The sequence below is a fragment of the Acinetobacter sp. TG2027 genome, from assembly GCF_000302435.1.
In the GTDB taxonomy this organism is placed as follows: domain Bacteria; phylum Pseudomonadota; class Gammaproteobacteria; order Pseudomonadales; family Moraxellaceae; genus Acinetobacter; species Acinetobacter pittii.
This window is the reverse complement of record NZ_AMJN01000024.1, coordinates 24,667-48,008: the sequence shown is the minus strand read 5'-3', so window position 1 is coordinate 48,008 and position 23,342 is coordinate 24,667. Positions and strand designations below refer to the sequence as shown.

25 protein-coding genes are annotated in these 23,342 nt (G+C 39.7%); 11 read left to right on the top strand and 14 right to left on the bottom strand.

The genetic code is table 11. The features are described 5' to 3' along the window. Positions 1-77 precede the first annotated feature (77 nt). Both lptG and lptF read right to left on the bottom strand, forming a co-directional pair. Complete coding sequence (gene lptG / locus B806_RS0105935) at positions 78-1,148, bottom strand: LPS export ABC transporter permease LptG (RefSeq protein WP_002121203.1); 1,071 nt, start codon at positions 1,146-1,148, stop codon at positions 78-80. Next, positions 1,148-2,248: an LPS export ABC transporter permease LptF gene (gene lptF, locus B806_RS0105930; RefSeq protein WP_017402754.1), complete on the bottom strand. Its 1,101-nt coding sequence runs from the start codon at positions 2,246-2,248 to the stop codon at positions 1,148-1,150. Before lptF ends, lptG begins: the two co-directional genes overlap by 1 nt. A gap of 143 nt (positions 2,249-2,391) precedes the next feature. Here lptF and B806_RS0105925 point away from each other — a divergent pair, with 143 nt between their 5' ends. The 4 genes from B806_RS0105925 (at position 2,392) to B806_RS0105910 (ending at position 5,267) form a co-directional block, all read left to right on the top strand. Next, entirely contained in the window at positions 2,392-3,840 is a 1,449-nt protein-coding gene (locus B806_RS0105925) for a leucyl aminopeptidase (RefSeq protein WP_005079478.1), read from the top strand. Further along, a complete protein-coding gene (locus B806_RS0105920; RefSeq protein ID WP_017385864.1) occupies positions 3,833-4,240 on the top strand; it encodes a DNA polymerase III subunit chi in 408 nt (135 codons plus the stop codon). The genes B806_RS0105925 and B806_RS0105920 overlap by 8 nt, the downstream gene beginning before the upstream one ends. 38 nt (positions 4,241-4,278) lie before the next feature. Then, positions 4,279-4,917: a hypothetical protein gene (locus tag B806_RS0105915; RefSeq protein WP_002121184.1), complete on the top strand. Its 639-nt coding sequence runs from the start codon at positions 4,279-4,281 to the stop codon at positions 4,915-4,917. Between the two features lie 131 nt (positions 4,918-5,048). Next, a complete protein-coding gene (locus tag B806_RS0105910; RefSeq protein WP_002121224.1) occupies positions 5,049-5,267 on the top strand; it encodes a hypothetical protein in 219 nt (72 codons plus the stop codon). A gap of 60 nt (positions 5,268-5,327) precedes the next feature. On the opposite strand, the gene B806_RS0105905 is transcribed toward B806_RS0105910, so the two are convergent. The 6 genes from B806_RS0105905 to glnK form a co-directional block, all read right to left on the bottom strand. Then, a complete protein-coding gene (locus B806_RS0105905; protein ID WP_017385863.1) occupies positions 5,328-5,987 on the bottom strand; it encodes a riboflavin synthase in 660 nt (219 codons plus the stop codon). Positions 5,988-6,030: 43 nt separating this feature from the next. Then, entirely contained in the window at positions 6,031-7,323 is a 1,293-nt protein-coding gene (locus tag B806_RS0105900) for a DNA adenine methylase (protein ID WP_002121221.1), read from the bottom strand. Continuing rightward, on the bottom strand, positions 7,320-8,405 hold the full coding sequence (gene ribD / locus B806_RS0105895; RefSeq protein WP_017385862.1) for a bifunctional diaminohydroxyphosphoribosylaminopyrimidine deaminase/5-amino-6-(5-phosphoribosylamino)uracil reductase RibD: 1,086 nt from the start codon (positions 8,403-8,405) through the stop codon (positions 7,320-7,322). The genes B806_RS0105900 and ribD overlap by 4 nt, the downstream gene beginning before the upstream one ends. A gap of 15 nt (positions 8,406-8,420) precedes the next feature. After that, the gene (nrdR, locus tag B806_RS0105890; RefSeq protein WP_000543541.1) at positions 8,421-8,879 is read right to left on the bottom strand and encodes a transcriptional regulator NrdR; all 459 of its coding nucleotides are present in this window, start codon (positions 8,877-8,879) and stop codon (positions 8,421-8,423) included. Positions 8,880-9,002: 123 nt separating this feature from the next. Continuing rightward, positions 9,003-10,400 (bottom strand): ammonium transporter, encoded by a 1,398-nt coding sequence (locus B806_RS0105885; protein ID WP_017385861.1) that lies wholly within the window; start codon positions 10,398-10,400, stop codon positions 9,003-9,005. A 57-nt stretch (positions 10,401-10,457) separates the two neighbouring features. Then, on the bottom strand, positions 10,458-10,796 hold the full coding sequence (glnK, locus tag B806_RS0105880) for a P-II family nitrogen regulator (RefSeq protein WP_000780326.1): 339 nt from the start codon (positions 10,794-10,796) through the stop codon (positions 10,458-10,460). Positions 10,797-11,074: 278 nt separating this feature from the next. Between glnK and B806_RS0105875 the strand changes: the two genes are divergently transcribed. From B806_RS0105875 to B806_RS0105865, 3 genes are all read left to right on the top strand, one after another. Continuing rightward, positions 11,075-11,302: an accessory factor UbiK family protein gene (locus B806_RS0105875; RefSeq protein WP_002121136.1), complete on the top strand. Its 228-nt coding sequence runs from the start codon at positions 11,075-11,077 to the stop codon at positions 11,300-11,302. A 65-nt stretch (positions 11,303-11,367) separates the two neighbouring features. Continuing rightward, complete coding sequence (locus B806_RS0105870; protein ID WP_017385860.1) at positions 11,368-12,855, top strand: YifB family Mg chelatase-like AAA ATPase; 1,488 nt, start codon at positions 11,368-11,370, stop codon at positions 12,853-12,855. A 103-nt stretch (positions 12,856-12,958) separates the two neighbouring features. After that, complete coding sequence (locus tag B806_RS0105865) at positions 12,959-13,504, top strand: NADPH-dependent FMN reductase (protein ID WP_017385859.1); 546 nt, start codon at positions 12,959-12,961, stop codon at positions 13,502-13,504. Positions 13,505-13,528: 24 nt separating this feature from the next. On the opposite strand, the gene B806_RS0105860 is transcribed toward B806_RS0105865, so the two are convergent. Then, positions 13,529-14,962: a PLP-dependent aminotransferase family protein gene (locus B806_RS0105860; protein WP_017385858.1), complete on the bottom strand. Its 1,434-nt coding sequence runs from the start codon at positions 14,960-14,962 to the stop codon at positions 13,529-13,531. Between the two features lie 111 nt (positions 14,963-15,073). Between B806_RS0105860 and B806_RS0105855 the strand changes: the two genes are divergently transcribed. Further along, the gene (locus B806_RS0105855; protein WP_017385857.1) at positions 15,074-15,850 is read left to right on the top strand and encodes an aldolase; all 777 of its coding nucleotides are present in this window, start codon (positions 15,074-15,076) and stop codon (positions 15,848-15,850) included. Between the two features lie 15 nt (positions 15,851-15,865). Further along, positions 15,866-16,744: a dihydrodipicolinate synthase family protein gene (locus B806_RS0105850; protein WP_017385856.1), complete on the top strand. Its 879-nt coding sequence runs from the start codon at positions 15,866-15,868 to the stop codon at positions 16,742-16,744. Between the two features lie 41 nt (positions 16,745-16,785). Here the strand turns inward: B806_RS0105850 and B806_RS0105845 are convergent, their stop codons facing one another. Together B806_RS0105845 and B806_RS0105840 are read right to left on the bottom strand one after the other, a co-directional pair. Continuing rightward, a complete protein-coding gene (locus B806_RS0105845; RefSeq protein ID WP_017385855.1) occupies positions 16,786-17,598 on the bottom strand; it encodes a TorF family putative porin in 813 nt (270 codons plus the stop codon). 38 nt (positions 17,599-17,636) lie between these two features. Next, the gene (locus B806_RS0105840; protein ID WP_017385854.1) at positions 17,637-17,825 is read right to left on the bottom strand and encodes a hypothetical protein; all 189 of its coding nucleotides are present in this window, start codon (positions 17,823-17,825) and stop codon (positions 17,637-17,639) included. Positions 17,826-18,561: 736 nt separating this feature from the next. On the opposite strand from B806_RS0105840, the gene B806_RS0105835 reads away from it, so the two are divergent. Further along, positions 18,562-19,851 carry an OprD family outer membrane porin gene (locus B806_RS0105835; protein ID WP_017385853.1) on the top strand — a complete coding sequence of 430 codons (1,290 nt, stop codon included), beginning with the start codon at positions 18,562-18,564 and terminating at the stop codon, positions 19,849-19,851. Positions 19,852-19,957: 106 nt separating this feature from the next. Here B806_RS0105835 and ppa read toward each other — a convergent pair whose 3' ends face one another. After that, positions 19,958-20,482, bottom strand: a complete 525-nt coding sequence (gene ppa, locus B806_RS0105830) for an inorganic diphosphatase (protein ID WP_002121243.1) — start codon at positions 20,480-20,482, stop codon at positions 19,958-19,960. Between the two features lie 127 nt (positions 20,483-20,609). Beyond that, positions 20,610-21,008 (bottom strand): MAPEG family protein, encoded by a 399-nt coding sequence (locus B806_RS0105825; RefSeq protein WP_002121258.1) that lies wholly within the window; start codon positions 21,006-21,008, stop codon positions 20,610-20,612. Between the two features lie 106 nt (positions 21,009-21,114). On the opposite strand from B806_RS0105825, the gene B806_RS0105820 reads away from it, so the two are divergent. Beyond that, positions 21,115-21,507, top strand: a complete 393-nt coding sequence (locus B806_RS0105820; RefSeq protein ID WP_014208156.1) for a hypothetical protein — start codon at positions 21,115-21,117, stop codon at positions 21,505-21,507. A 41-nt stretch (positions 21,508-21,548) separates the two neighbouring features. On the opposite strand, the gene B806_RS0105815 is transcribed toward B806_RS0105820, so the two are convergent. Further along, positions 21,549-23,228, bottom strand: coding sequence for a long-chain-fatty-acid--CoA ligase (locus B806_RS0105815; protein WP_002121274.1), 1,680 nt, complete (start codon positions 23,226-23,228; stop codon positions 21,549-21,551). Positions 23,229-23,342: the final 114 nt, after the last annotated feature.

Here is a 23,342-nt window from a genome sequence, read left to right as displayed (position 1 = left end):
TTCGGTCAAGACTCTATTTATTCCTATGGCTTTCACCAATATCCGCGATTGATGAAAACCATAAATATCACTTATTTCTAGCGAGCGCGGTAAAGCAAATAACTTCCGGCACCAAACATTAGCAAGATAGGTACAAGTACGAACCATGCTGGAGATGGGGAATAAACCAAGCTCGCATAGCCCAAGAAATCTTGCAAATAATAGAAACTCAAACCAATAAACAATGCGATCACCAAACGGAAACCCATCGATTGTTGGCGTAATGGTCCAAAAATAAAAGAACACGCCACGAGAACTAATGCAATGAGTGAAAACGGCGAAGCAACTTTTTGCCAGAAAGCCAATTGGTACGTCTTTGGTACCTGACTATATTCATCCATATAACGCATAAAGCTAATCAGTTGACTTGGTGATAAATCTTCAGGATCTAAAGTCACCATGTGCACATATTTAGGCTGTAATGCTAAAGCAAGCGATTGTTCTTCATGGTCAGTTTTGATGGCATTGCCTGCCGCCAAAATGTCCATTTGTTCAGCTTTTTTCAAAGCCCATTGACCATTTTTAATAAACTGTCCTTGCTGAGCATTAATTAATGATTGCAAGTAATAATTCTGGTCAAAGTCGACCACTTGAATGTCTCTTAAATTGCCTTGAGAGTTAGCATAGTCGATATAGATAAATCGCTGCCCTTCACGTGACCAATAACCTTTAACTTCACCTAAAGCAGCTACTGAACGATGGCTTTTAACACTTTGTGCTTTTTCATTCGTGTAAGGGATAACCCATTCACTTAAAGCAAACGACAAAATAATAAGCAGTAAAGCTGAGCGCATAACCCAACCGACAATACGCCATAAGCTAACACCCACTGAACGCATAACAATGAGTTCACTACTCGTTGCCAATGAGCCCAGTCCAATCACAGCACCAATCAAGGCAGAGATAGGTAAAATTTCATAGAGATAGCGAGGAGCTCCCCACAAGACATAGACGAGAGCTTGCCATGCGTTATAGTCTGGTTTGAGCTCACCCAACTCGCCAAGATATGTAAATAAGACCTGAAGAATGGACAAAACAACTGTGGTGCCAAACATCGCAAGCGCAGTGGTTTTCGTCACATATTTGGCGACTATTCGACGTGCTAACATTATAATTTCACTCGCTTGATCTGTTTCTTGATTTTTGGTCCTAACTTCTGCTTACGTGAGAATAAGGCGGCAGCAACGCCATACACAACTAACACGGCAGGATAAGCCCAAATATCGAGTTCTTCTTTACTAATACGAGTCTTGATTGCAATCATTAATACGATCAGACTGGAAAAAATAAAAATCGCCGGAATAAGACGGTAATAACGGCCTTGTCGTGGACTCACTTCAGACAATGCCACTGATAGCATTAACGCAATAACAATGGTGAATGGCCCAAATAAACGCCATCCCAACTCACTTCTGATGACTGAATCATTCGTTTTTGAAAAGAGTTTTGTTGTTGATAGTGCTTCTACATCGCCACTCTCAAACTTAACATCTTTGTCATTTTCTAAACGTAGACGATAAGACTGAAACTCCGCTTGTGTATATTTTGGTTGTCCCGGGAATATTTCATAGCGACGACCTTGTACCAGATCAACGACATTGGCGGTGTCATTTGCAACTTCTACACGAGTCGCTTCTTTTGCCAAAATCATAACATCTGGCTTATCTTCTTTAGCAGCGCGCTGATAAAAGAAAATATCCTTCAAATTCTTTCGGTCTTCTGACAATGAACCTGCATAGATCGTATATGGCCCAGAGGAAATAAACTCTCTTGGTCGAACCAAATCGAAACCTGTCCGGACAGCTTGTGTCGTTGTCAGTTTTTCAAACTCACGTAGTCCCCATGGCGTCATCCAGAGCATAAGCACAGACTGAAACACCATATAAACAAGCGTCATTGGAATGAGTAATCGTGCTAATTGATGACGGCTTACACCACTACCATTTAAGACAGCCATTTCATGGTCAACATATAAACGACCAAACACCAACATTAAACCAATGAAGAAACCCAATGGTAAAATGAGTGTTAGAAATTCAGGTAAACGATATCCAATGATGCTAAATAAGATACTGGCATCTAAACGTCCCTGCGCCGCCACACCAAAGTATTTGATCAGACGACCACCCATCATGATTAAGGTCAGTAAAGAAATGACCACCAATGAGGTAGAGACAACTTGCTTGACGAGATAACGCCGAATAATCAAAGTAATACTTCCAAAAGGCTAATCGGGACGTGTGCTAGTTTACCCGAATGTTAAAAATATAAAACCGCACATTGCAACGCTATGCTTGAAAGTGTTTCAATGTTTTAATCCAACATAACTTTCTATAGGCAATCACGGCAGCCATGAAATTTACAACTTATACAACTTTTCCCGAACAGACATCTAATGAATCTTTGTGGGTTTTAGTTGATTCAGAACAGCTACAAAGCAACATCAACACATATCAAATCAATAACCTAGAAAGCGTTCTTACTGCTACCCAATTCAAAGGCAACTTCAATGAAACTCTGCCTTTATTCGGTCAGATTTCAAATCAACCTCATAGCCAATTACTTGGCCTAGGAAAAACAGCCGAACTTCAGGCGGTTAAGCTCGCTAAACTTGCCCAAACCATTATCAAATCGACACAAAATAAATTTAAGCATATCGCGATTGATATTGCTGCGTTACCTGTCGAATACCATTATTTATTCGCTTTAAGCTTAACTCAAGCAGCTTATGGTTATGATGAGTTTAAATCGAAAAAAAATGAATTTGTGTTACAACAGGTTGATTTAATTAGTTCAACGACGAGCCTCGATGAAAAACAACTGGCTTTAGTGCATGCCGTACAGTCTGGTCAGTCGTATGCACGTGACCTTGGCAACCGTCCAGGCAACATTTGCTTCCCTGAATATTTGGCAGAACAAGCATTAGCTTTAGCTGCAGAATTCCCTGACTTACTCAAAGTAACTGTCTTAAATGAACAGCAAATGGCTGATTTAGGTATGTATGCTTTTCTTGCAGTCAGCAAAGGATCTGAACGTCCGGGTCGTATCGTAACACTCGAATACCAAGCTGGAATCGATCAAGCGCCTGTTGTGCTTGTTGGTAAAGGCGTTACTTTTGATACAGGCGGTATTTCTTTAAAACCAGGCCTAGGCATGGATGAAATGAAGTTCGATATGTGCGGTGCAGCCTCTGTACTAGGTACTATTCGCGCGCTATGCGAGGCAAGACTTCCTATTCATGTCGTTGGAGCAATTGCAGCTGCGGAAAACATGCCTTCAGGTAAAGCAACTCGCCCAGGTGATATTGTGACAACCATGAGCGGACAAACTGTTGAAATTTTAAATACCGATGCTGAAGGTCGTTTGGTACTGTGCGACACATTGACCTATATCAAACGCTTCAACCCAGCAGTCGTGGTTGATATCGCAACATTAACTGGTGCATGTGTAGTCGCTTTAGGTAAAGTACTGAGTGGTTTGTTCTCACCAGATGATGCTTTAGCAGCTGAACTTCAACAAGCGGGTGAGCAATCATTTGACCGTGTATGGCGTATGCCAGTCATTGAAGATTATCAAGAATTACTTGATTCACCATTTGCTGATATTGCAAACATCGGAGGTCCATACGGCGGTGCGATTACGGCAGCATGTTTCCTTGAGCGCTTTACACGTGAGTACCGTTGGGCTCATTTAGATGTAGCAGGAACAGCGTGGTTATCTGGTCCAGCTAAAGGTGCAACAGGTCGTCCAGTACCATTACTCATGCAATTTTTAGCGAATCGTGTAAATACGAATGGCTAAAGTTAGTTTTTATCTGTTTGAAACCAGTGAAGAACGGCAAGTCGATAGTGCTTGCCGTTTATGCCGAAAGATTTTACAGAAGCATCCTAAAATCTGGTGGTATTGCCCAGATGTGCAGCTACAACAAACTCTTGATGAAAGATTATGGGATTTCGACCCTGTCAGTTTCATTCCACATGGAGTTGATCAACCTGAGGCTGCTGTATGTATTTCGGCTAAACAACCGCTTGAACAAGGCTTGTTAGTATTTAATTTTAACAATCATGCACTTGAACAAGTTGATCATTTTAGCCACATTATAGAAATTGTTGAAAATAATGAAACAGCCAAGCAAATTGGCCGAGAAAAATTTAAAATGTATCGCCGTTTGGGTATAGAACCGCGGACCTTTAAATTATAACGCGCTAAAATGTAAATACTGTTGAACAAAGGAGAAGCATGGTGGCATTAAATGTCGGGCAAGATTTTAAAAAAAGATGGTTAAATGCGCCTGAAGCTGTCCGTCATGCCTATCAACAGGATCTGGCACGTATTTGTGACTTATTAGAACCACAAACCCCTATTCAGCTTTGGGTTTTAAATGACGAAAAAGCGCAGTTAGAATCACAGCAAAAAATTGAACAAGCTTACGCGGACCTTAAGGCAGAGCTGATTGAGCAAGCACGTATCCGTCGTCAACTCGCTTTAGAAAAAGCACTTGCTGATAAACGTGCATCAGAAGCTGCTTATGCTGCGGAGTTGCAAGCAGACGAAATTCGCAAGTTTAATGAACAAACTGAAACATTACAGACATTACGTAGTCATTTAGAACAAGAAGTTGCAGAACAAACTGCACGTTATCAGAAAAACCCTGAAACCCCAGCCGTCAATTACTCTGCTGGCGTAAAACTTAGTATCACCGATGATCAAATCTTATCTGAGCTTGAAAGTTTACGCATTCGTTTAGAACTTGAAGCTGAAAACTTAATTGAAGAGTCTGTAACGGCTTTCCGAGCCAAATTACATTCGGCAGCTCAAGAAGAAATTGAATACATTTTAAAGAACTCTAAGTTTTCTGATGAAAAAATAGAGAAGTAATGTTGTAAAACTTCTTGTGTCATAAAACTGACACCTATATGTCACAAAATAGACATAAATATTATTCTTGTAGATCAATTGATTATGAGAATAGAAAGTAGCGATTTTAAGATAATTAATGAGGGTAAGAAATGGACATTCCGCATCAGATTTCAAAGCAACTTGAGCAGCTTAATCAGGGTGAGCAATGGACATTTTCAGCACAAGAACTTTATATGAGTCATAACGACTTTAATTCACTTTCAATCTTGCTGACACGAGCGTCAGAAAAAGGTGAGTTTTCAATTACACGTACTCAGCATACTAAACCATGGGTCGGCACACATTCGGTTACACTCACCAAGCATTAATTTTTAAAAATAAAAAAACCGGACATATGTTCCGGTTTTTTTATTTTGATGATCTGGCTTTTATTTTAAAAAACCATTTTCAGCTAAAAAAGCCATACTAATATTTGACTCAGTTTTTTGCTCAGCAGCTTTATCACCGAGCAATAAACGCTCGATATAACGTGCCAACACATCGACTTCAAGGTTGACCTTACTGCCTACTTGCCATGTTCCAATATTGGTACGTTCTGCCGTATGCGGAATCAAATTCAAGCTTAAAATATTTCCACGTAAGTGGTTAATCGTTAAGCTAATTCCGTCAACAGTTATCGAACCTTTTTCCGCCAAATATTTAGCAAGTTCTGTCGGTGCTGTAACTTCATAATAGATTGAACGAGCATCTTCACGCACTACGGTAATTTCACCTACGCCATCAACGTGACCACTTACAATGTGCCCGCCAAAGCGCGTTGTCGGTAACATTGCCTTTTCAACATTGACACGTTGTCCAACTTTCCAGTTACCCAAAGTCGTTCGATTTAAACTTTCACGGGAAACATCTGCTGCGTACCAGTTATCGCCCCATTCAATCACTGTAAGACAAATACCATTGGTTGCAATCGAATCACCCAAATGTACATCAGACATATCCAGATCAGTCTGAATACGTAGACGCACATCACCACCTACACTTTGCAGGCTTTCAACTTTAGCTAAACTTTCAATAATGCCTGTAAACATGGCTCAATCTCCAAATCTTTTTACACTGCTTAAATTGCAGCGCTTACCAAAGTGCGAGCTGTGTACTATTGCCTGAGGTATCTACACCACCTAGCTCGGCGAAGTGGTAAAGCTGGCCTAATAACTGACGTAATGGTGGTCCTGACTTGGCATGAGTATCCGTAATCACAATAAACTCAAGCACGCGTGCACGTTCAGACTGTCGTTGTTTACTCACTCGATAGCGCGGAACATCTTGTGTTAACAAGGTCACTTTGCCTCGTTCCAGATTGGCCATAAGTAAATCTTTCGGCTCGATATTACCATCAGTTGAATAGCTGGTCAGAATATAGCGTGCATTGATCGTTGAAAGTAATTTCTCATACGCATCTTTTGCATGTTTAGAAGAGTTATATGGACTTGGGCGTTCTTTACGCCATGCTCTATCAATACCACTCTTATAACCTTTGGTATCCGGTGAAGGTAAATCCACCTGATCCCATAAAGTTAGTGCATTTAAAACATGGTAATTACTACTATATGCGTGCTGGTTATATGGTGGATCGAGATAGGCAACATCAACCTCAAAACCACTCATTTGATTTGCTAGATGTTGTGAATCTACACACCACATTTCAGCAGCCGGACGTTTGCGATCACCAATCTCACAAAAACGGCTCGGTGTTAACCAAAGTAATGATTCAATTCGTTCTAACGCAGTTTGAGTACGTCCGCCCCACCCTTGGTGGAAGCTTTTAAATACACCACTCGTGTTACTGACAAAACTAGCTGAATAGAGCAATGGCGCAAGCAAAGCACTCATCTCTACATCATTAATTGCACCTTGTGCCTGCCATGTTGCAATCTGCTGACGAATTGCATCGATACGCATACCGTTACGGCGTTTAAAGAATAAACGGTCACGAGTTGGATCGTATACATCATCGTTACGTGGACAAAGGTTATGCGTTACCCAACCTTTAACTTCAGGTAAGCGATTTAAATAATCGATTGCCTTTTGATAGCCCCCCAGTTCTTTAAAAGCAGGTGCATCTACACAGGCTAAAATCGCATGATTTAAAGCATGACTATAAGGTTCCCAGTCATTCGCAATCACACGGTAACCATTTTGACGTGCTAAACGAGATACAACGCCACTGCCGGCAAAGAAATCGGCAAAAATCGGTGGATTCTTTTTCTTGCTATTCAGTGTCCCTGTAATTTCAAGGGCTTCTAAAATTAGATGGAGCAATCGGCGCTTGTTACCCAAGTACGGCACAAGCTGATGGAAAAGATATTCGTCTGTCGTACGGGCTGCATGACGACGTTTGTGATAAACCGAAGGCTCTGAATTCATACTTTCTCTTGCGTAGGGATTAACCTTAAGCGTATATCTTGATCAATTTGTGTCACATCAAGAAGTGTAAAACGAAGTTGCTCTGCCATATATTCAAACTCTGCATTGAACATGGCCCTTGCACTTTTCCCCAATAAGGTCGGGGCAATATAACTGATCAATTCGTCCACCAAACCTTCTTGCAAAAAGGCAGTAGACAATGTTGCGCCAGCTTCAACCAACACATCATAAATTTGATGTTGCTTAGATAGGGTCTGTAACAGCATTTTTAAAGGCTGAATTTCTAATTGTATCACGCCTAAATCAGCAAGTTCTTGACGATACGGCCCCATTACCATCACAGTTTCAGGATTCTCTAAGATCTTAGCGTTAAGTGGTAAACGCCCTTGGCGATCTAAAACGACACGTTTTGGCTGAGCAACCATCTCGATATCAAAATTATTGAGTGAACGCACATTAAGCTGACAATCATCTGCAATCACACTTTCAATACCTGTAATCACTGCTCCAGAAATGGCACGCCAATGCTGGACATCTTGGCGTGCAGCCGAACCAGTAATCCACTTCGACTCACCTGATGCCATTGCAGTACGCCCATCTAAACTTGAGGCTACCTTTAAACGTACATAAGGCATGCCTGTAGACATTGTCTTTAAAAAACCTTGATTAAGTTTTGATGCTAAATCTTCACAAATGCCAACTTCTACTTCAATTCCGGCATTTTTCAAAATCTGAACACCCTTACCTGCCACCAATGGATTTGGATCAGGACAAGCGACCACTACTTTTTTAACTTGAGCTTTCACCAATGCTTCGGCACAAGGAGGGGTTCTGCCATAATGCGCACATGGTTCAAGCGTGACATAAGCCGTTGCCCCTTCTGCATGTTCACCCGCCTCACGTAAGGCAAAAACTTCAGCGTGTGGCTGACCTGCTTTAGGATGAAAGCCTTGTCCAATTAACTGATCATCTTTGACAATCACACAACCAACATTTGGATTAGGCTTGGTCGAATATAGTCCTCGTTTGGCAAGTTCAATAGCTTGCTGCATCCAATACTGATCTTGTTTCAACTCAGACATAAAAATCTCAAATGATTAGTGTTCACGTTGTTGCATTTGCTCTATTTGACGGCGAAACGCTTCAACATCCTGAAAATCTTGATAGACAGAAGCAAATCGGACGTAAGCAACATGGTCAAGGGCAAATAAAGATTGCATGACAATTTCGCCAATTGTTCTAGATTTCACATCACGCTCACCTAAACGGCGAATCTGCAACTGAATATCACTTAAAACTGTTTCGATCTGCTCTTGTGTGACCGGACGTTTTTGCAAAGCATGCATTAACGAACGGCGTAATTTGGCCTCATCGAAAGGTTCATTTTTTCCATTCGATTTGATCACACGGGGCATTACCACTTCATAGCTTTCAAAAGTGGTAAAACGTTCACCGCAACTTACACACTCACGACGTCGACGAATCTGACAGCCTTCGGCGGCTAAACGTGAATCGATGACTTTACTATCTGCGGCGTTGCAAAATGGACAATGCATAGCGGATTTATAGGGTCGATTACTTTGACCTAGTGTAGCAAAATTTCTACACTTACAGAACCAGCATTCTTCAAGACAAAAAAACAGTCCGAAGACTGTTTTTTGATTGGAATATATTACGAATTATTCGATACGTTCGCCATGTTGGCTTAAATCCAGACCCATGCGTTCATCATCAGCATTAACACGGATACCAATCACAAGATCAATCACTTTAAGAATAACGAAAGTCGCGATACCGCTGTAAACCATTGTTGCCAATACGCCTTCAACTTGTACCCATAATTGGCCAGCGAATGTTGGAGCTAATGCAACATTGGCTGCTTTAATAATTTCGTCACTGTAGAATACGCCAGTTAAAATCGCACCGACAATACCACCTACCGCATGCAAACCAAACGCATCCAAAGCATCATCGGCTTTAAGTAAGCGTTTAAGTGCTGTAATACCCCAGAAGCACACTACGCCACCAATAAGGCCCATGACTAAAGCACCGCCTACCCCAACAAAACCTGCTGCTGGTGTAATCACAACTAAGCCAGCTACCGCACCAGAAGCACCGCCTAATACAGATGCTTTACCACGGATCATACGTTCAACAACTAACCAAGAGAATGCAGCAGCGGCAGCGGCAACTTGAGTCACTAAAATTGCCATACTTGCACGAGCACCAGCGCCTAGAGCACTACCACCGTTAAAGCCGAACCAACCCACCCAAAGTAAGCTTGCACCCACTACAGTTAAAGTCAGGTTATGCGGAGCCATAGATTCGCGGCCAAGGCCAATACGTTTTCCAAGCATGTAAGCAGCAACTAGACCTGCAACACCTGAGTTGATATGTACAACTGTACCACCAGCAAAATCTAATGCGCCTGCTTTAAATAACCAGCCATCTGCAGCCCACACCCAGTGGGTAATTGGTGCGTAAACAACGAGCACCCAAACTGCAATAAACACCATGAAAGCTGAATATTTCATACGGTCTGCAATAGAACCGCTAAGGATCGCCACTGTAATAATGGCAAAAGTCATTTGGAAAATAACAAAGAGACTTTCAGGAATTGTCCCACTTAATGCATCAAACGCTACCCCGTTTAGCATTGCTTTAGACAAATCACCAAAAAATGCACCTGTGCCAGAGAACGCGATTGAGTAACCAGCAATCACCCACAGCAAACTTACCAAGATTGCAGCTGAAAGGCTGAACATCATCGTACTGAGTACATTTTTTTTACGTACCATACCGCCGTAGAATAATGCCAATCCCGGAATGGTCATTAATAGAACCAATGCGGTTGAAACTAGAATCCAAGAGGTATCACCCGTATCAAGCGTAGGTGTCGGTGCTGGAGCTGCTGGAGTTTCAGCAACTGGTGCTTCTGCAGTAGTAGTTGCAGTAGCTGGAGATGTTGATGCAGCCGCAACTTCCGATGTTGGCGTTGTTACAGCTTCTTCTGCCCAAACGGCAGTACCACCCAAAAGAGCGCCTGATAGACTGAGCGCCATAAGCATTTTTTTCATTCGTGTCCCCCAACCTCATTTGCGAGTTATTTTCTACTCAGCAAGCTTTGTGCCAATTTAGACAGCATCCGGTCCAGTTTCACCCGTACGGATACGGATTACTTGTTCCAGGTTAGTCACAAAAATCTTACCATCGCCGATTTTTCCAGTGCTTGCGACACGTGTAATTGATTCAATTACTGCGTCGACCATTTCATCACTAATCGCAATCTCGATTTTTACTTTAGGTAAGAAATCAACCACATACTCCGCGCCACGGTAGAGTTCAGTATGCCCTTTTTGACGACCAAAACCTTTAACTTCAGTTACGGTAATCCCTTGTACACCAATGTCAGAGAGTGCTTCACGCACGTCATCCAATTTAAACGGTTTTACAATTGCAGTTACAAGCTTCATGTTTGTTTCCTTCGGCTTCTTTTCACCAGTAAGGTTTTATGTTCAATTTTCATGCCAATATTTCAAAGGTTGAGGGAAATGAATCTTTTGCATGAACTTTCTTTATAACCTATTTAGTGAGCAAGATGTAGATGAGCTATCAAAAATAAAATGAATTTTCAGTAGTGTTATGTGCTGATTTAATGATCTATTTGCACTAAAAAAATTGAAACCTATATCCCGCGCTTAAGCAGTGTTAAACTGTAAAGCATAAGGTAATACAACACTTTGGATATTTCATGCTAGAAACTTTGCTACAGGCCATTCTGGAACAAATTGATGAGCCTAAAAAAGATTTGGAAAAAAATTTACGTGCATTATTAAATGAAGCGGTCGAAAAGTTGGATCTTGTTTCCAAACAAGAGATCGACCGTCAAAAGACTGCACTTCAATCAGCCAATCAACGTTTAGAAGAGCTACAAAAACAAGTAAGTTTGTTAGAAGAAACTTTAAAGAATAAAAAATAAGCACCAACGTAGCGCATTTATACTTTACAACGATTAAAAATGAAGCACCATAATGGAACAATAAGATGTCCTTTTCTAAAATTTATACACGGGGACTTTTAGGTTTACATGCACCTTTGATTGAGGTCGAGGTACATGTGAGTCAAGGTTTACCTTCTCTTACTATTGTCGGCCTAGCAGAGGCGGCGGTAAGAGAAAGTAAAGACCGAGTTCGCTCAGCCATTATTAATAGTGGATTTCAATTTCCAACAAAACGGCTGACCATTAATCTTGCACCAGCAGATTTGCCCAAAGATGGATCACGTCTAGATTTACCTATTGCTATAGGTATTTTAATTGCTTCTGGCCAGCTCCCAGAAAACTGTGCCGAAGATTTTGAATTAATTGGTGAATTAGCTTTAGATGGCCATGTAAGACCAGTATCAGGCACTTTAACTTTGGCAATGGCGTGTCAACAGGCCAAGCATAAAATGCTTTTACCTCTCGATAACAGTCAGGATATTAGCCATTTACCGAATCTTGAATGTTATCCAGTGAGCCATTTAAAAGAAGTTTGTGATCATTTCTTGGGCATAAAATCACTATCTTCGATTGAACCTGCAACGACCTCAAACCAAATGCCTTATAAATTTGATCTGGCAGATGTAAAAGGTCAGCTACGTCCACGTCGCGCACTAGAAATTGCCGCCGCAGGCGGCCACTCGCTGCTCTTTAAAGGACCACCAGGTACAGGTAAGACTTTACTCGCTTCACGTCTTCCTTCAATTTTGCCACCGCTTTCTAATCAGGAAACGCTTGAAGTCGCGAGTATTTATTCTATTTCAAATACACCACATACCTTTGGACAGCGTCCATTTCGGGCGCCCCACCATACGGCATCAGCCATTGCACTAGTTGGGGGCGGCTCGCATCCTAAACCGGGTGAAATTACCTTATCTCATTTAGGCGTTTTGTTTTTAGATGAACTCCCTGAGTTTGACAGAAAAGTTCTAGAAGTCTTACGTCAGCCACTTGAATCAAAAGAAATCATTATTTCACGTGCAGCTCGGCAAATTACCTATCCTGCAAACTTTCAGCTCATTGCAGCAATGAACCCTTGTCCATGTGGTTATGCGTTTAATCAAGACAGCCGTTGCCAATGTTCGCCAGAGAGTATTAAGCGCTATCAAAACCGTATATCAGGACCATTACTTGACCGTATCGATTTACATATTGATGTACCGCCTTTAAAAGCTCAAGAACTGCAAGATCCAACGCCTGCTGAAGACTCTACGGCTGTAAGACAGCGTGTGATTTATGCTTATAAACAACAAATGCAAAGACAAGATTGTTTAAATCAAGCACTTTCACCGAAACAACTTGAGCAATATGCTGTACTTGATAGTACTTCTCAACGAATGTTTGAAATGGCTCAACAACGTTTGAATCTGTCGGCTCGTGCTTATCATCGTGTTTTACGGGTCGCTCGTACCATTGCCGATTTGGCGCAAAGTGAGATGATCCAAAGTCCTCATCTTACAGAAGCGCTCTCTTATCGAGGCAATCATTCTTAAAATAAAAACAGCGGATTATGAGTCCGCTTTTTTAATATTTATAGAAGTTATTAATAAGAGAATTTATTACTCCCTATGTATTAATAGAAGTAAAGAGGATGCTATGAAAATTTTGGCTATCTCAGGTAGTACAAGAAAAGAATCTACAAATACTGCTCTATTAAGAGCAATGAAGGATATAGCACCGTCCGACATTGAATTGACAGTTTTTGATCATATTAATAATCTGCCTGTCTTTTCTCCAGATAATGAAGGAGAAAAAACGCCTACTGTAGTGGAAGATTTCATCAAATCTGTTTCTGATGCAGATGGCATTATCATCTCAAGTCCAGAATATATCCGTTGTATTCCAGGTGGCCTTAAAAATGCAATTGATTGGATGGTTTCCCGTACTGAAATCATAGACAAGCCTATCGTTCTAGTTCATGCATCTAGCCGCGGCGACGATATGCTGATTTCTTTAAGAAGAGTATTGTCGACTGTTAGTAGCAATTTCTTTGAAGATTTATTTTTAAGGATTTCTCTCATCGGCAAATCTCCTGAACAAATTAGCGAGATGCTACAAACCGAAAAATATAAGTCACAAATTACTCCCTTTCTGCTTACCTTTGTCTCAGAGATTCAAAAATGTAGAAATGAATTAGAGTGAACTTTCTTAAAATAAAACAGCGGATTATGAGTCCGCTGTTCTTTTATTAAAAGCTCCATTTAAAGTCTCAATTAAGCAAGTAATTTCTTTCTCTGATAAAGCCGCAAAGCCAAAACGGATACAATGATTAGTACATTCTTCCTGTTTAAACTTATGCTCTGTATCAATGTTAAGTTCTTTTAATTTTATAAGCTGATCTTGAGTAAATGCTTTCTGGAATTTCGCCCATAAGGCCATTCCACCTGCAGGTGGTTGTATCTGAACAGTCTCAGCAAAAACTCGATGGAACTCAGCTAAGGCATGGTCACGGCGTAGTTGATATATTTTTTTCATTTTACGGATATGCCGCTTGATTTCCCCTCGATGCATTAAATCTGCTAAAGCAAGTTCCGTAATGTTATTGCCTTGCCGATCAATCAATAGAATATCTTCAGTAATGGATTGAATGATTGTTGAGGATGCCACGACGTATCCCAATCGGACGCCGGGTGCAAAGACCTTAGACAATGAGCCAATATGAATAACCAATTCAGAATGAGGCAAACTCGCTAAGGGTGGCATAGGCCGACTGTCATAGTGGAATTCGTGGTCATAATCATCTTCAATAATATAAAAGCCCCATTTTTTTGAAAGCTCTAAGAGTTGAAGACGGCGAGACATGGTCATGGTGACAGTTGTAGGATATTGATGATGCGGAGTTGTATAAATGGCAGCTACAGAATGCTCTTGTAAAATCCGTTCTAAATCTTCAATGACAATACCTTGTTCATCTAATTTAACAGAAACCACTTGAAAGCCATTTGACTGAAATGCTTTAAAAGCAGATGGATAATATAATTCCTCAACAACGATAATGCCCTGCCGATTGGGTAATGCTCGAGAGGCAAGAAAAATTCCCATCTGGCTACCACGTACAATACAAATCTCATCTTCGGCAACATTCATAAAACGTTCCATCGATAGCATTTGTTGTAAAGCCTGTCTTAGCTCAACCATCCCTCGTGGGTCACCATATCCCATGTACTGGTTTTGCGTAATTTTAATCAGTGCATGCCGGTATGCCCGCGAAAATAGTTCGTAGGGAATAAGCCTCGGATCTGGCACACCATCGTTATGTGGGCGTTGAATCACTTCTTGAGTGATTGGTTTATCATTAACTTTTCGCTCAGATACTGGCTCTATTTGAAACTGTTTTTCTGGCAAAACATCCGCCACAAATGTGCCTTTTCGGGGAAGGGTCACAAGCCATCCTTGTGCTTCTAATTCTTCATAGACTGCTTGTACGGTTTTTCGATTAATTCCTAGTTCTTTTGACAGGCTACGAGACCCTGGCAGCATAGTCCCCTGCACTAAACGCCCACTTAAAATTTCCTGACTAATCAAGTTAGTCAGTTTTAGAAAAACCGTTTTTTCTTCTCTTTCATCGATACGAAAATGTACTTGCCAAGGTCTTAGCATATCCACCCCATCTGGACCATACAACTTATAAAAACTGGATGTATTGATTCATCCAGCTATTTTCTATTCTGCCTTCACCTACTTAATTTGGTCAACTGGACTGGAGAAGAGATGAAGACTGCTGCTGTAAACAAACAAGACCTGATGCAACATGCACAGCAAGACATGCAAAAGTGGATTAGCGACTCAGATTTAACTGATCGTCAAAAGCTTGCACTCACTTGTCGTATTTTATTTGACCATGGCCATGATGCTGGTTTAGCAGGCCAAATTACCTGCCGTAGTGAAAATAAAGACTCCTTTATTACCCAACGTTTTGGTTTAGGTTTTGATGAAATTACTGCCTCAAATTTACTTGAGGTGAATCAAGATTTAGAACCCATCAATCAAGAAGGAATGGCAAACCCAGCCAATCGTTTTCACACATGGATTTATAGAGAACACCCAGAGGTGAATTGCATTATCCATACGCATCCAACTCATGTAGCGGCTCTATCGATGCTACAGGTTCCACTTATGGTTTCCCAAATGGACGTTTGCGCACTTTACGAAGACTGCTCATTTGTAGGTCATTGGCCAGGTGTCCCTGTAGGTAATGAAGAAGGTATTTTGATTTCTTCTGCTCTGGGTAAAAACCGCGCTGTTTTATTGTCTCATCATGGCCAACTGGTTACAGGAAAAACCATTGAAGAAGCCTGCAACTTGGCTCTTTTAATTGAACGAGCAGCTCAACTGCAACTGCTAGCGATGTCTGCCGGACAAATCCAGCCGATCCCACATGATTTAGCAACAGAAGCTCATGACTGGGTTTCTACCGATAAACGTAACAAAGTGAACTTTGCCTACTACGCACGTAAAGCTTTGAAAAAACATTCTGACTGTATTTAAAAAGAGATTTCGACCATGAAACTAAACGGCATTATTGGCTACCCTGTTACCCCATTTTCTGATGACAACACCATTAATCTTCCTGTTTTGAAACAAATACTGGATTTGCTGATTGCAAATGGCTGCGATGCGATTGCGCCTTTAGGCAGTACAGGCGAAAGCGCTTATCTTGAATGGGATGAATGGTGCTTAGTCGCAAGAACTTCAATTGAAAGTATTAATAAACGCGTGCCTGTCATTATTGGAATTTCAGAACTCACGACTGATCAAGCCATTAAAAAAGCCCAAATCGCTCAAAGCTACGGTGCAGATGCACTCATGGTGATTCCTATATCTTATTGGAAGCTAACAGACCAAGAGATTTTTGAATATTATCAATCAATTGCCCAAGAAACCACACTACCAATTATGATTTATAACAACCCCGCGACTAGCGGTGTTGATATGTCTCCAGAGTTAATTGTGCGTATGTTTAATAGCATTGCAAATATTACGATGGTGAAAGAAAGTAGCGGTGATATTCAGCGCATGCATAAAATTTATGAGCTATCAAAAGGAGAACTCCCTTTTTATAACGGGTGTAACCCTCTAGCTTTAGAAGCTTTATGTGCGGGAGCAAGCGGTTGGTGTACAGCAGCACCGAACCTGTTAGGTCAGCGACCTCAACAGCTTATTGAACATGTGAAAAATGGTGAATTGGAACAGGCCCAGAATTCATTTTATCAGCAACTTCCTCTACTACGCTTTATTGTAAATGGTGGTTTACCTAAAACGATTAAAGCTGGTTTACAACTAAAAGGTGTCTCTGCGGGCTTACCACGCAAGCCATTATCTAAAGCTACGGATATTGAGCTTAACCAGTTAAAACAGCTACTTTCTGAAATAGAAAACTAATAAAAAAGCGGGTTACTCACCCGCTTTTTTAAAACTCAAACTTAGAATGTTTTAGTTAAACTAAACACCAAGCCCGTGTCATAAGGTTTCTTACCAGCATCAGTCATACCAGAAGTACTAATGTCTGTACCAACAACATCTAGCTCAGCAACAATACCCAAGATGTTATAATTCACACCAACTTTATAATCGATATAGCTATCGTCTTCACCTGGCCCACCCGCAACTACAAGTAAAGAGTCTTTGTTTTTGAGTTTGTTATAACCAACTGAAGCAAGTCCAGTAAATCCTGTGTCTGCAATTGGTGCTGAATAACCGACGTTGAAATACCAGAACTCATCAGAGTGGCCCCAGTAATCATCTGAATAGCTTACGCCCACGCTAAGTGCATCACCTTTAAATAAAGAGTCTGCAAACGTTAATTTTCCGTAAAATTCGGTGAAGTCGAAGCCAGTATCACCATTGTATGGGTTAGTAAATTTTGAGTCAGAACCAATGTATCCATAATGAATTACACCCACATCATAAGTTGGTGCAAGCGTATCAGACAATTTTAATGTATTTGTATAACCTAAAGAGATATCGGTTTCAGTTGAAACACCAGGTGTATTAAAGTCTACGCTTGAGCCCCAAAGCGCAACATAAGCGCCTGACTTATGAGAAAAAGTGAACCCACCTTGAATAGCTGGGTTATTTGACGATTGGGTAACACCACGGAAACGGTAGTCTGTGGTCGCTGCCACACTACCTGTTGCCGTGATTCCATAAAAAGATGGAGCATCTTCAGCCATAGCCATAGTTGACCCTGCTGCAAAGATACCAAGAGTTACTGCCTTAAGTGCAAATTTCATCATTTTGATCTCCCCCACAATGAACGCACGATTTATAGGAATTAAACAAATTGTGTTACTTGAGCTTTAGCAATTGCTGTGCCAAGTACAAATTTGCTATCAGTGCTCTTCATTAATTTTGAGATCAAACTCACTTTATTATAAAATTGCTGTGTAATTTTTATAAAAATATATCTATAAAAAACATAGTGATAAAATAAAATTCTTATACAAGAAAAAATACTAAACATACGAAAACCCCTTGTCGGAAATTAATGAGCGAGGTGAGAAGTATTCATTTGTTGCACATAAATTTTCTATTTAATCTTAAAGGCGAGATATAAAAAGTATGTAAATTTCTGGAGGACAGTGCTTGTAATGATCTGTAATTGCGCATTTCTACTCATTGGATTTGTTTATTTATTACTTGTTTAAAGTAGATGTACTATTTTGGGTCTTTTTTAAGCAATAATATGAACAAAAAGAGTAGTGCACAAAATACAAGCAATATATTGCACTAAATTTGATCAACCTAAACATATTTTGTTGGCTGCCTGTAGTGATCTATTTTTGTACATTCCATTTTTAAAATAAAGTTATATAGTAACAATTTAAAGGGTATAAAAATAAAAGTGATGAAAAAAGAAACTTAAAATAAGATTAAAAAGTGAACATATCCAACAAAAAAGAGTAAAAAATGAACACAAGAATCAACTATTTTTTGAACTTTAAATACAAAATAAATGATAAAAATCCACTAAAAATTAAATTACTTTTTTTATTTTAAACAATAGATTAAGTATAAAAGACGAATTATAAATTTATTAAACAACCCCTACCACATTAATCAAATCCTGCATAGCATATATAAAATAAAATGAACAAAAATATATCTTTTTTACAGATTACTTATACAATTGATGGAAATCCTAGGCCCTGAACAATAACAAGGCACAGGATTTATCGTTTTTATGAGGTTCTTTAAATATGCTAAAAGCACAAAAACTTACATTAGCAGTTCTCATTTCTGCGGCAATAATTTCCTCAGCTCAGGCAAGCGAGCAAAGTGAGGCAAAAGGATTTGTTGAAGATGCGAACGGTTCTATTCTCTTCCGTACAGGTTACATCAACCGTGACAAAAAACAGGGCGCAAAAGATACTAGCTCATTTGCTCAATCAGCAATTGTAAGTATTGAATCTGGCTTTACCCCTGGTATTGTTGGTTTCGGTGTTGGCGCTGTGGGTGATGGTTCATTTAAGATCGGTGAAAATAAAAATGCCGGTAACCAAATGATCCCATTACATAATGATGGCTCCGCTTATGATCACTGGGCTCGTGGTGGTGGTAGCGTTAAAGCACGTTTCTCGAATACAACAGTACGTTACGGTACTCAAGTACTCGACCTACCTGTTCTTGCAAGTAATACTGGACGTATGGTTCCTGAATACTTTACAGGTACTTTATTAACTAGCCATGAAATCAAAAATCTTGAATTGGTTGCTGGTAAATTTACTAAAGACCAAATGTCTGATCAAATCAATACCGATGCTGACGTAAATGGTAATGGTCTTGATCGTGCAATTGTTTGGGGTGCTAAATACAAGTTTGATGATAATTTAAATGCATCTTACTATGGTTTAGACAGCAAAAATGCACTTGAACGTCATTATATAAATGTGAACTTTAAACAGCCATTGGCTAATGACAGTTCATTAACTTATGATTTCAGTGGTTATCATACTAAGTTTGATGAAAATGCTATTACATATTCAGAAACTACTGATGACAAATCTAACCGTAAAAACAATATTTGGGCAATTTCAGGAACTTATGCAACTGGCCCACATAGTGTGATGTTAGCATACCAACAAAACAGTGGTAATGTCGGTTATGACTATGGTCAAAATGCTGATGGCTTCCAAAGTATCTATTTACCGAACTCTTACATGTCAGACTTCATCGGTAACGATGAAAAATCTGCACAAATTCAGTACAATGTTGATTTTGGTAAGTTAGGCGTATTACCTGGTCTGAACTGGACAACTGCATTTGTATACGGTTGGGACATCAAAGTTAAAGGCTTAACTGATGATGCTGAAGAACGTGAGTTCTTTAACCAAGTGAAATACACAGTTCAAAGTGGTTTTGCTAAAGATGCAAGCCTTCGTATTCGTAACTCTTACTACCGTGCGAGTGATGCTTACCAATCGAAAGCCTATATTGGCGATACGAATGAATGGCGTATCTTCCTTGATATTCCTGTGAAATTATTCTAATTCACAAATCTATCAAGTATAAAAAAACCTACGTCTGGCAACAGATGTAGGTTTTTTATTAAGCTCAAAATATCAATTCAGAAATTCTGAGCTTATAAATTAAAGCTTATTTAGCAGCTTCAATTGCTTTTAATACTTCTGCTTTAGCAACATCAGCACCTTCCCAACCACTGATTTTTACCCACTTACCTGGTTCTAAATCTTTATAGTGACTGAAGAAATGCTCAACTTGGCTAATCAATAACGGAGGAAGATCTGTATATTCCTTCACGTCTTTGTAAAGTGGAGATAATTTTTCGTGTGGAACAGCGATTAATTTCGCATCAATACCACCGTCATCTTCCATGTTTAATTTGCCCACTGGACGGCAACGAATTACAGAACCAGCAGCAACAGGATGTGGAGTTACAACAAGTACGTCTAATGGGTCGCCATCTTCAGACAAAGTATTTGGAACATAGCCATAGTTCGCTGGATAGAACATTGCTGTACCCATGAAACGGTCTACAAACAATGCATCAGAATCTTTATCGATTTCATATTTAATTGGTGCTGCATTTGCAGGAATTTCAATGATGACATAGATGTCATTTGGCGCATCTTTACCTGCTGGGATATTGCTGTAACTCATATCAATACTCTTTCGTTATGAAGTCAGATGTAAAATCCACTCGATTATAGCGTGGATATCATCAAAATGATGCCGATTATACAATGGGCACACGCGAAAGTTGATATGAATGATGACAGAATGACACTCAAGTCAGTTTAATCGTGACCACTAATAGAAAGATTGGACACAATATCGATAAGAACCAAACAATCGAGCGTAAAGTTGCCCAGTTACTTAAATAGCAAATGCCATAAATAACTCTTAAAATAATATATGCCCAACCTAATCTCAGAATAAAATATTCCGGAACAACCATATATTCAGCCATTAAAATAGCAGTTAAGAATAAAGGTAGGCTTTCAAAGCTATTTTGTTGTACGGCATTAGCGCGAGCAGCAAGGCCTGTTGTTTTAGCCAAAAAAGCTCTCGGGTTTTGATTATCAACGGGCTGAAAACCACCTGTAAATTTTGCAATTACGGTAAATGCGTATGGCAGCAAACATGCCACTAAAATAATATAGATAATGCCGCTGATGCCCTGCATAGTGCCATCCATCACTGAAAATACTGTTGATCATGCTATCATAACATTGCGTTTTTACCTGAAATTTTATGCAATCACTTGTCATCACTGATTAATAGGGCCATGTATGCAACAACCTGATCAAAAAGAATTGTTTGAAGTCTTAGAGAAGCAAAAACAAAATCAACTTCAGGTAGACCGTATATTAAAAATCGTACTTCCTATTGTCGCTTTTTTATTGAGTGTGATTTGTGCAAATCTAAATTGGCAATCGACATTGGGCACCTTTGTTATTTTAACAATTACTTTTATTGCAGTCGGTATTAAACGACTTCCTTTATGGCATTGGTTAATTGTGATTACCCTATATTGCCTAGCAGATAATTATTTAAGTTATGGTCAGCTCGATTTAACTCATCTGCGTTTACAATTGGGCACAATGCTAGTTTTTGTTGGGATGGTAGGAATTGGTCGTCCTTACATAGACCGCTGGTTTATGAAGAGCCACAATAAAATGTAAAAACAAAAAAAGCGCCCTAAGGCGCTTTTTTATTGACTTCTTTAAGCTGGTTTACGTAAATCTTTACGTAAGATTTTGCCTACGTTTGATTTAGGTAATTCATCCATAAACTCAACATAACGAGGGCGTTTATAACCTGTTAAGTTTTCTTTAGCAAAGTTCAAAATTTCTTCAGTTGTTAAGCTTTGGTCTTTTTTCACGATAAAGAGTTTTGGCACTTCACCTGATTTTTCATCAGGAACACCAATTGCTGCAACTTCCAATACTTTTGGATGTTTAGCAATAACTTCTTCGATTTCGCTTGGATAAACGTTAAAGCCAGAAACCAAAATCATATCTTTTTTACGGTCTACAATTTTAGTATATCCACGGCTATCCATAACGCCGATATCACCAGTACGGAAGAAACCGTCTGCAGTCATGACTTTCGCAGTCTCATCAGGACGCTTCCAATAGCCTTTCATGACTTGAGGACCACGAATAGAGATTTCACCTTGCTCACCTAAGGCAACTTCTTTACCGTCATCATCTAAAATAGCAACTTCTGTTAAAGGTAATGGAATACCAATTGTGCCGCTAAATTCAGTAGATGCAGGAGGGTTTGCAGTCGCTACCGGAGAAGTCTCAGACAAACCATAACCTTCAATAATGGTTGTACCAGTAATCTTCTTCCACGCTTCTGCTGTAGAAGGTAGAACTGCCATACCACCGCCCATCGCCATTTTTAAATTGCTATGGTCAAGTTGTTTAAATTCTTCATTGTTTACTAAAGCATTAAATAATGTATTTACTGCTGGGAAGAATGATGGCTGATATTTACGTAATTCATTAATTACCGCTGGTAAATCACGTGGGTTCGGAATCAAGATATTTGCCTGACCTTTATACATACCGTACATCGCGCAAACCATGAACGCAAAAATATGATAAAGCGGTAATGCGCAAACAATACGGTCGCCTTTAGCACCATCATTTGCACCAAATTTACTTTGGAAGATACCATCACACTGTAAAAGATTGGCAACCAAATTAAGATGTGTTAATTCCGCACCTTTTGAAACACCTGTAGTACCACCCGTATATTGAAGCACGGCAGTATCACTTAAAGTTAAATTTGGACGCTTATAATTACTCGGACTTACTTTATTTAATGCTGTATTAAATTTAACGTACCCTGGAATATTCCAAGCAGGAATTTGCTTACGTACTTTACGTAATACAAAATTTACTAATGTACCTTTAAGCGTACCAAGCATATCTCCTACTGTCGCAACTACAACATGCTTCACAGGAGTTTTACCTAAAATGCTTTGGTAAACACTGGCAAAGTTTTCGATAATCACGAGTACTTCTGAACCCGAGTCATTTAATTGATGCTCAAGCTCACGCGCAGTATAAAGTGGGTTTACATTCACTAATACTAAGCCTGCACGTAACACAGCTAATGCAACTACAGGATATTGCAATACGTTTGGCATCATCACTGCCACACGAGTTCCCTTTGCTAACCCCAAATTTTGCAAATAGGTCGCGAACTTACGGCTTGCAAGTTCCAACTCGTTAAATGACATCGCTTTATCCATAAAGATAAAGGCATCACGAGAACCAAATTTTTGGAAATTACTCTCAAAAATATCAACAAGAGAGGTATTTTCCGCAGGCAATGCTACTGTTTCTGGAATCCCTGTTTTTTGGTATTCTGCAAACCAAATCTTTTCCATAATGCCATTATCTCCGATTCGTAATCCTTAGTAATAACTGTTATTCAATGCCCCAGCTATTCTTTAGCTTCTTGGTGCCAGAACATATTTAAAACTTATTGGCACATTCATGAC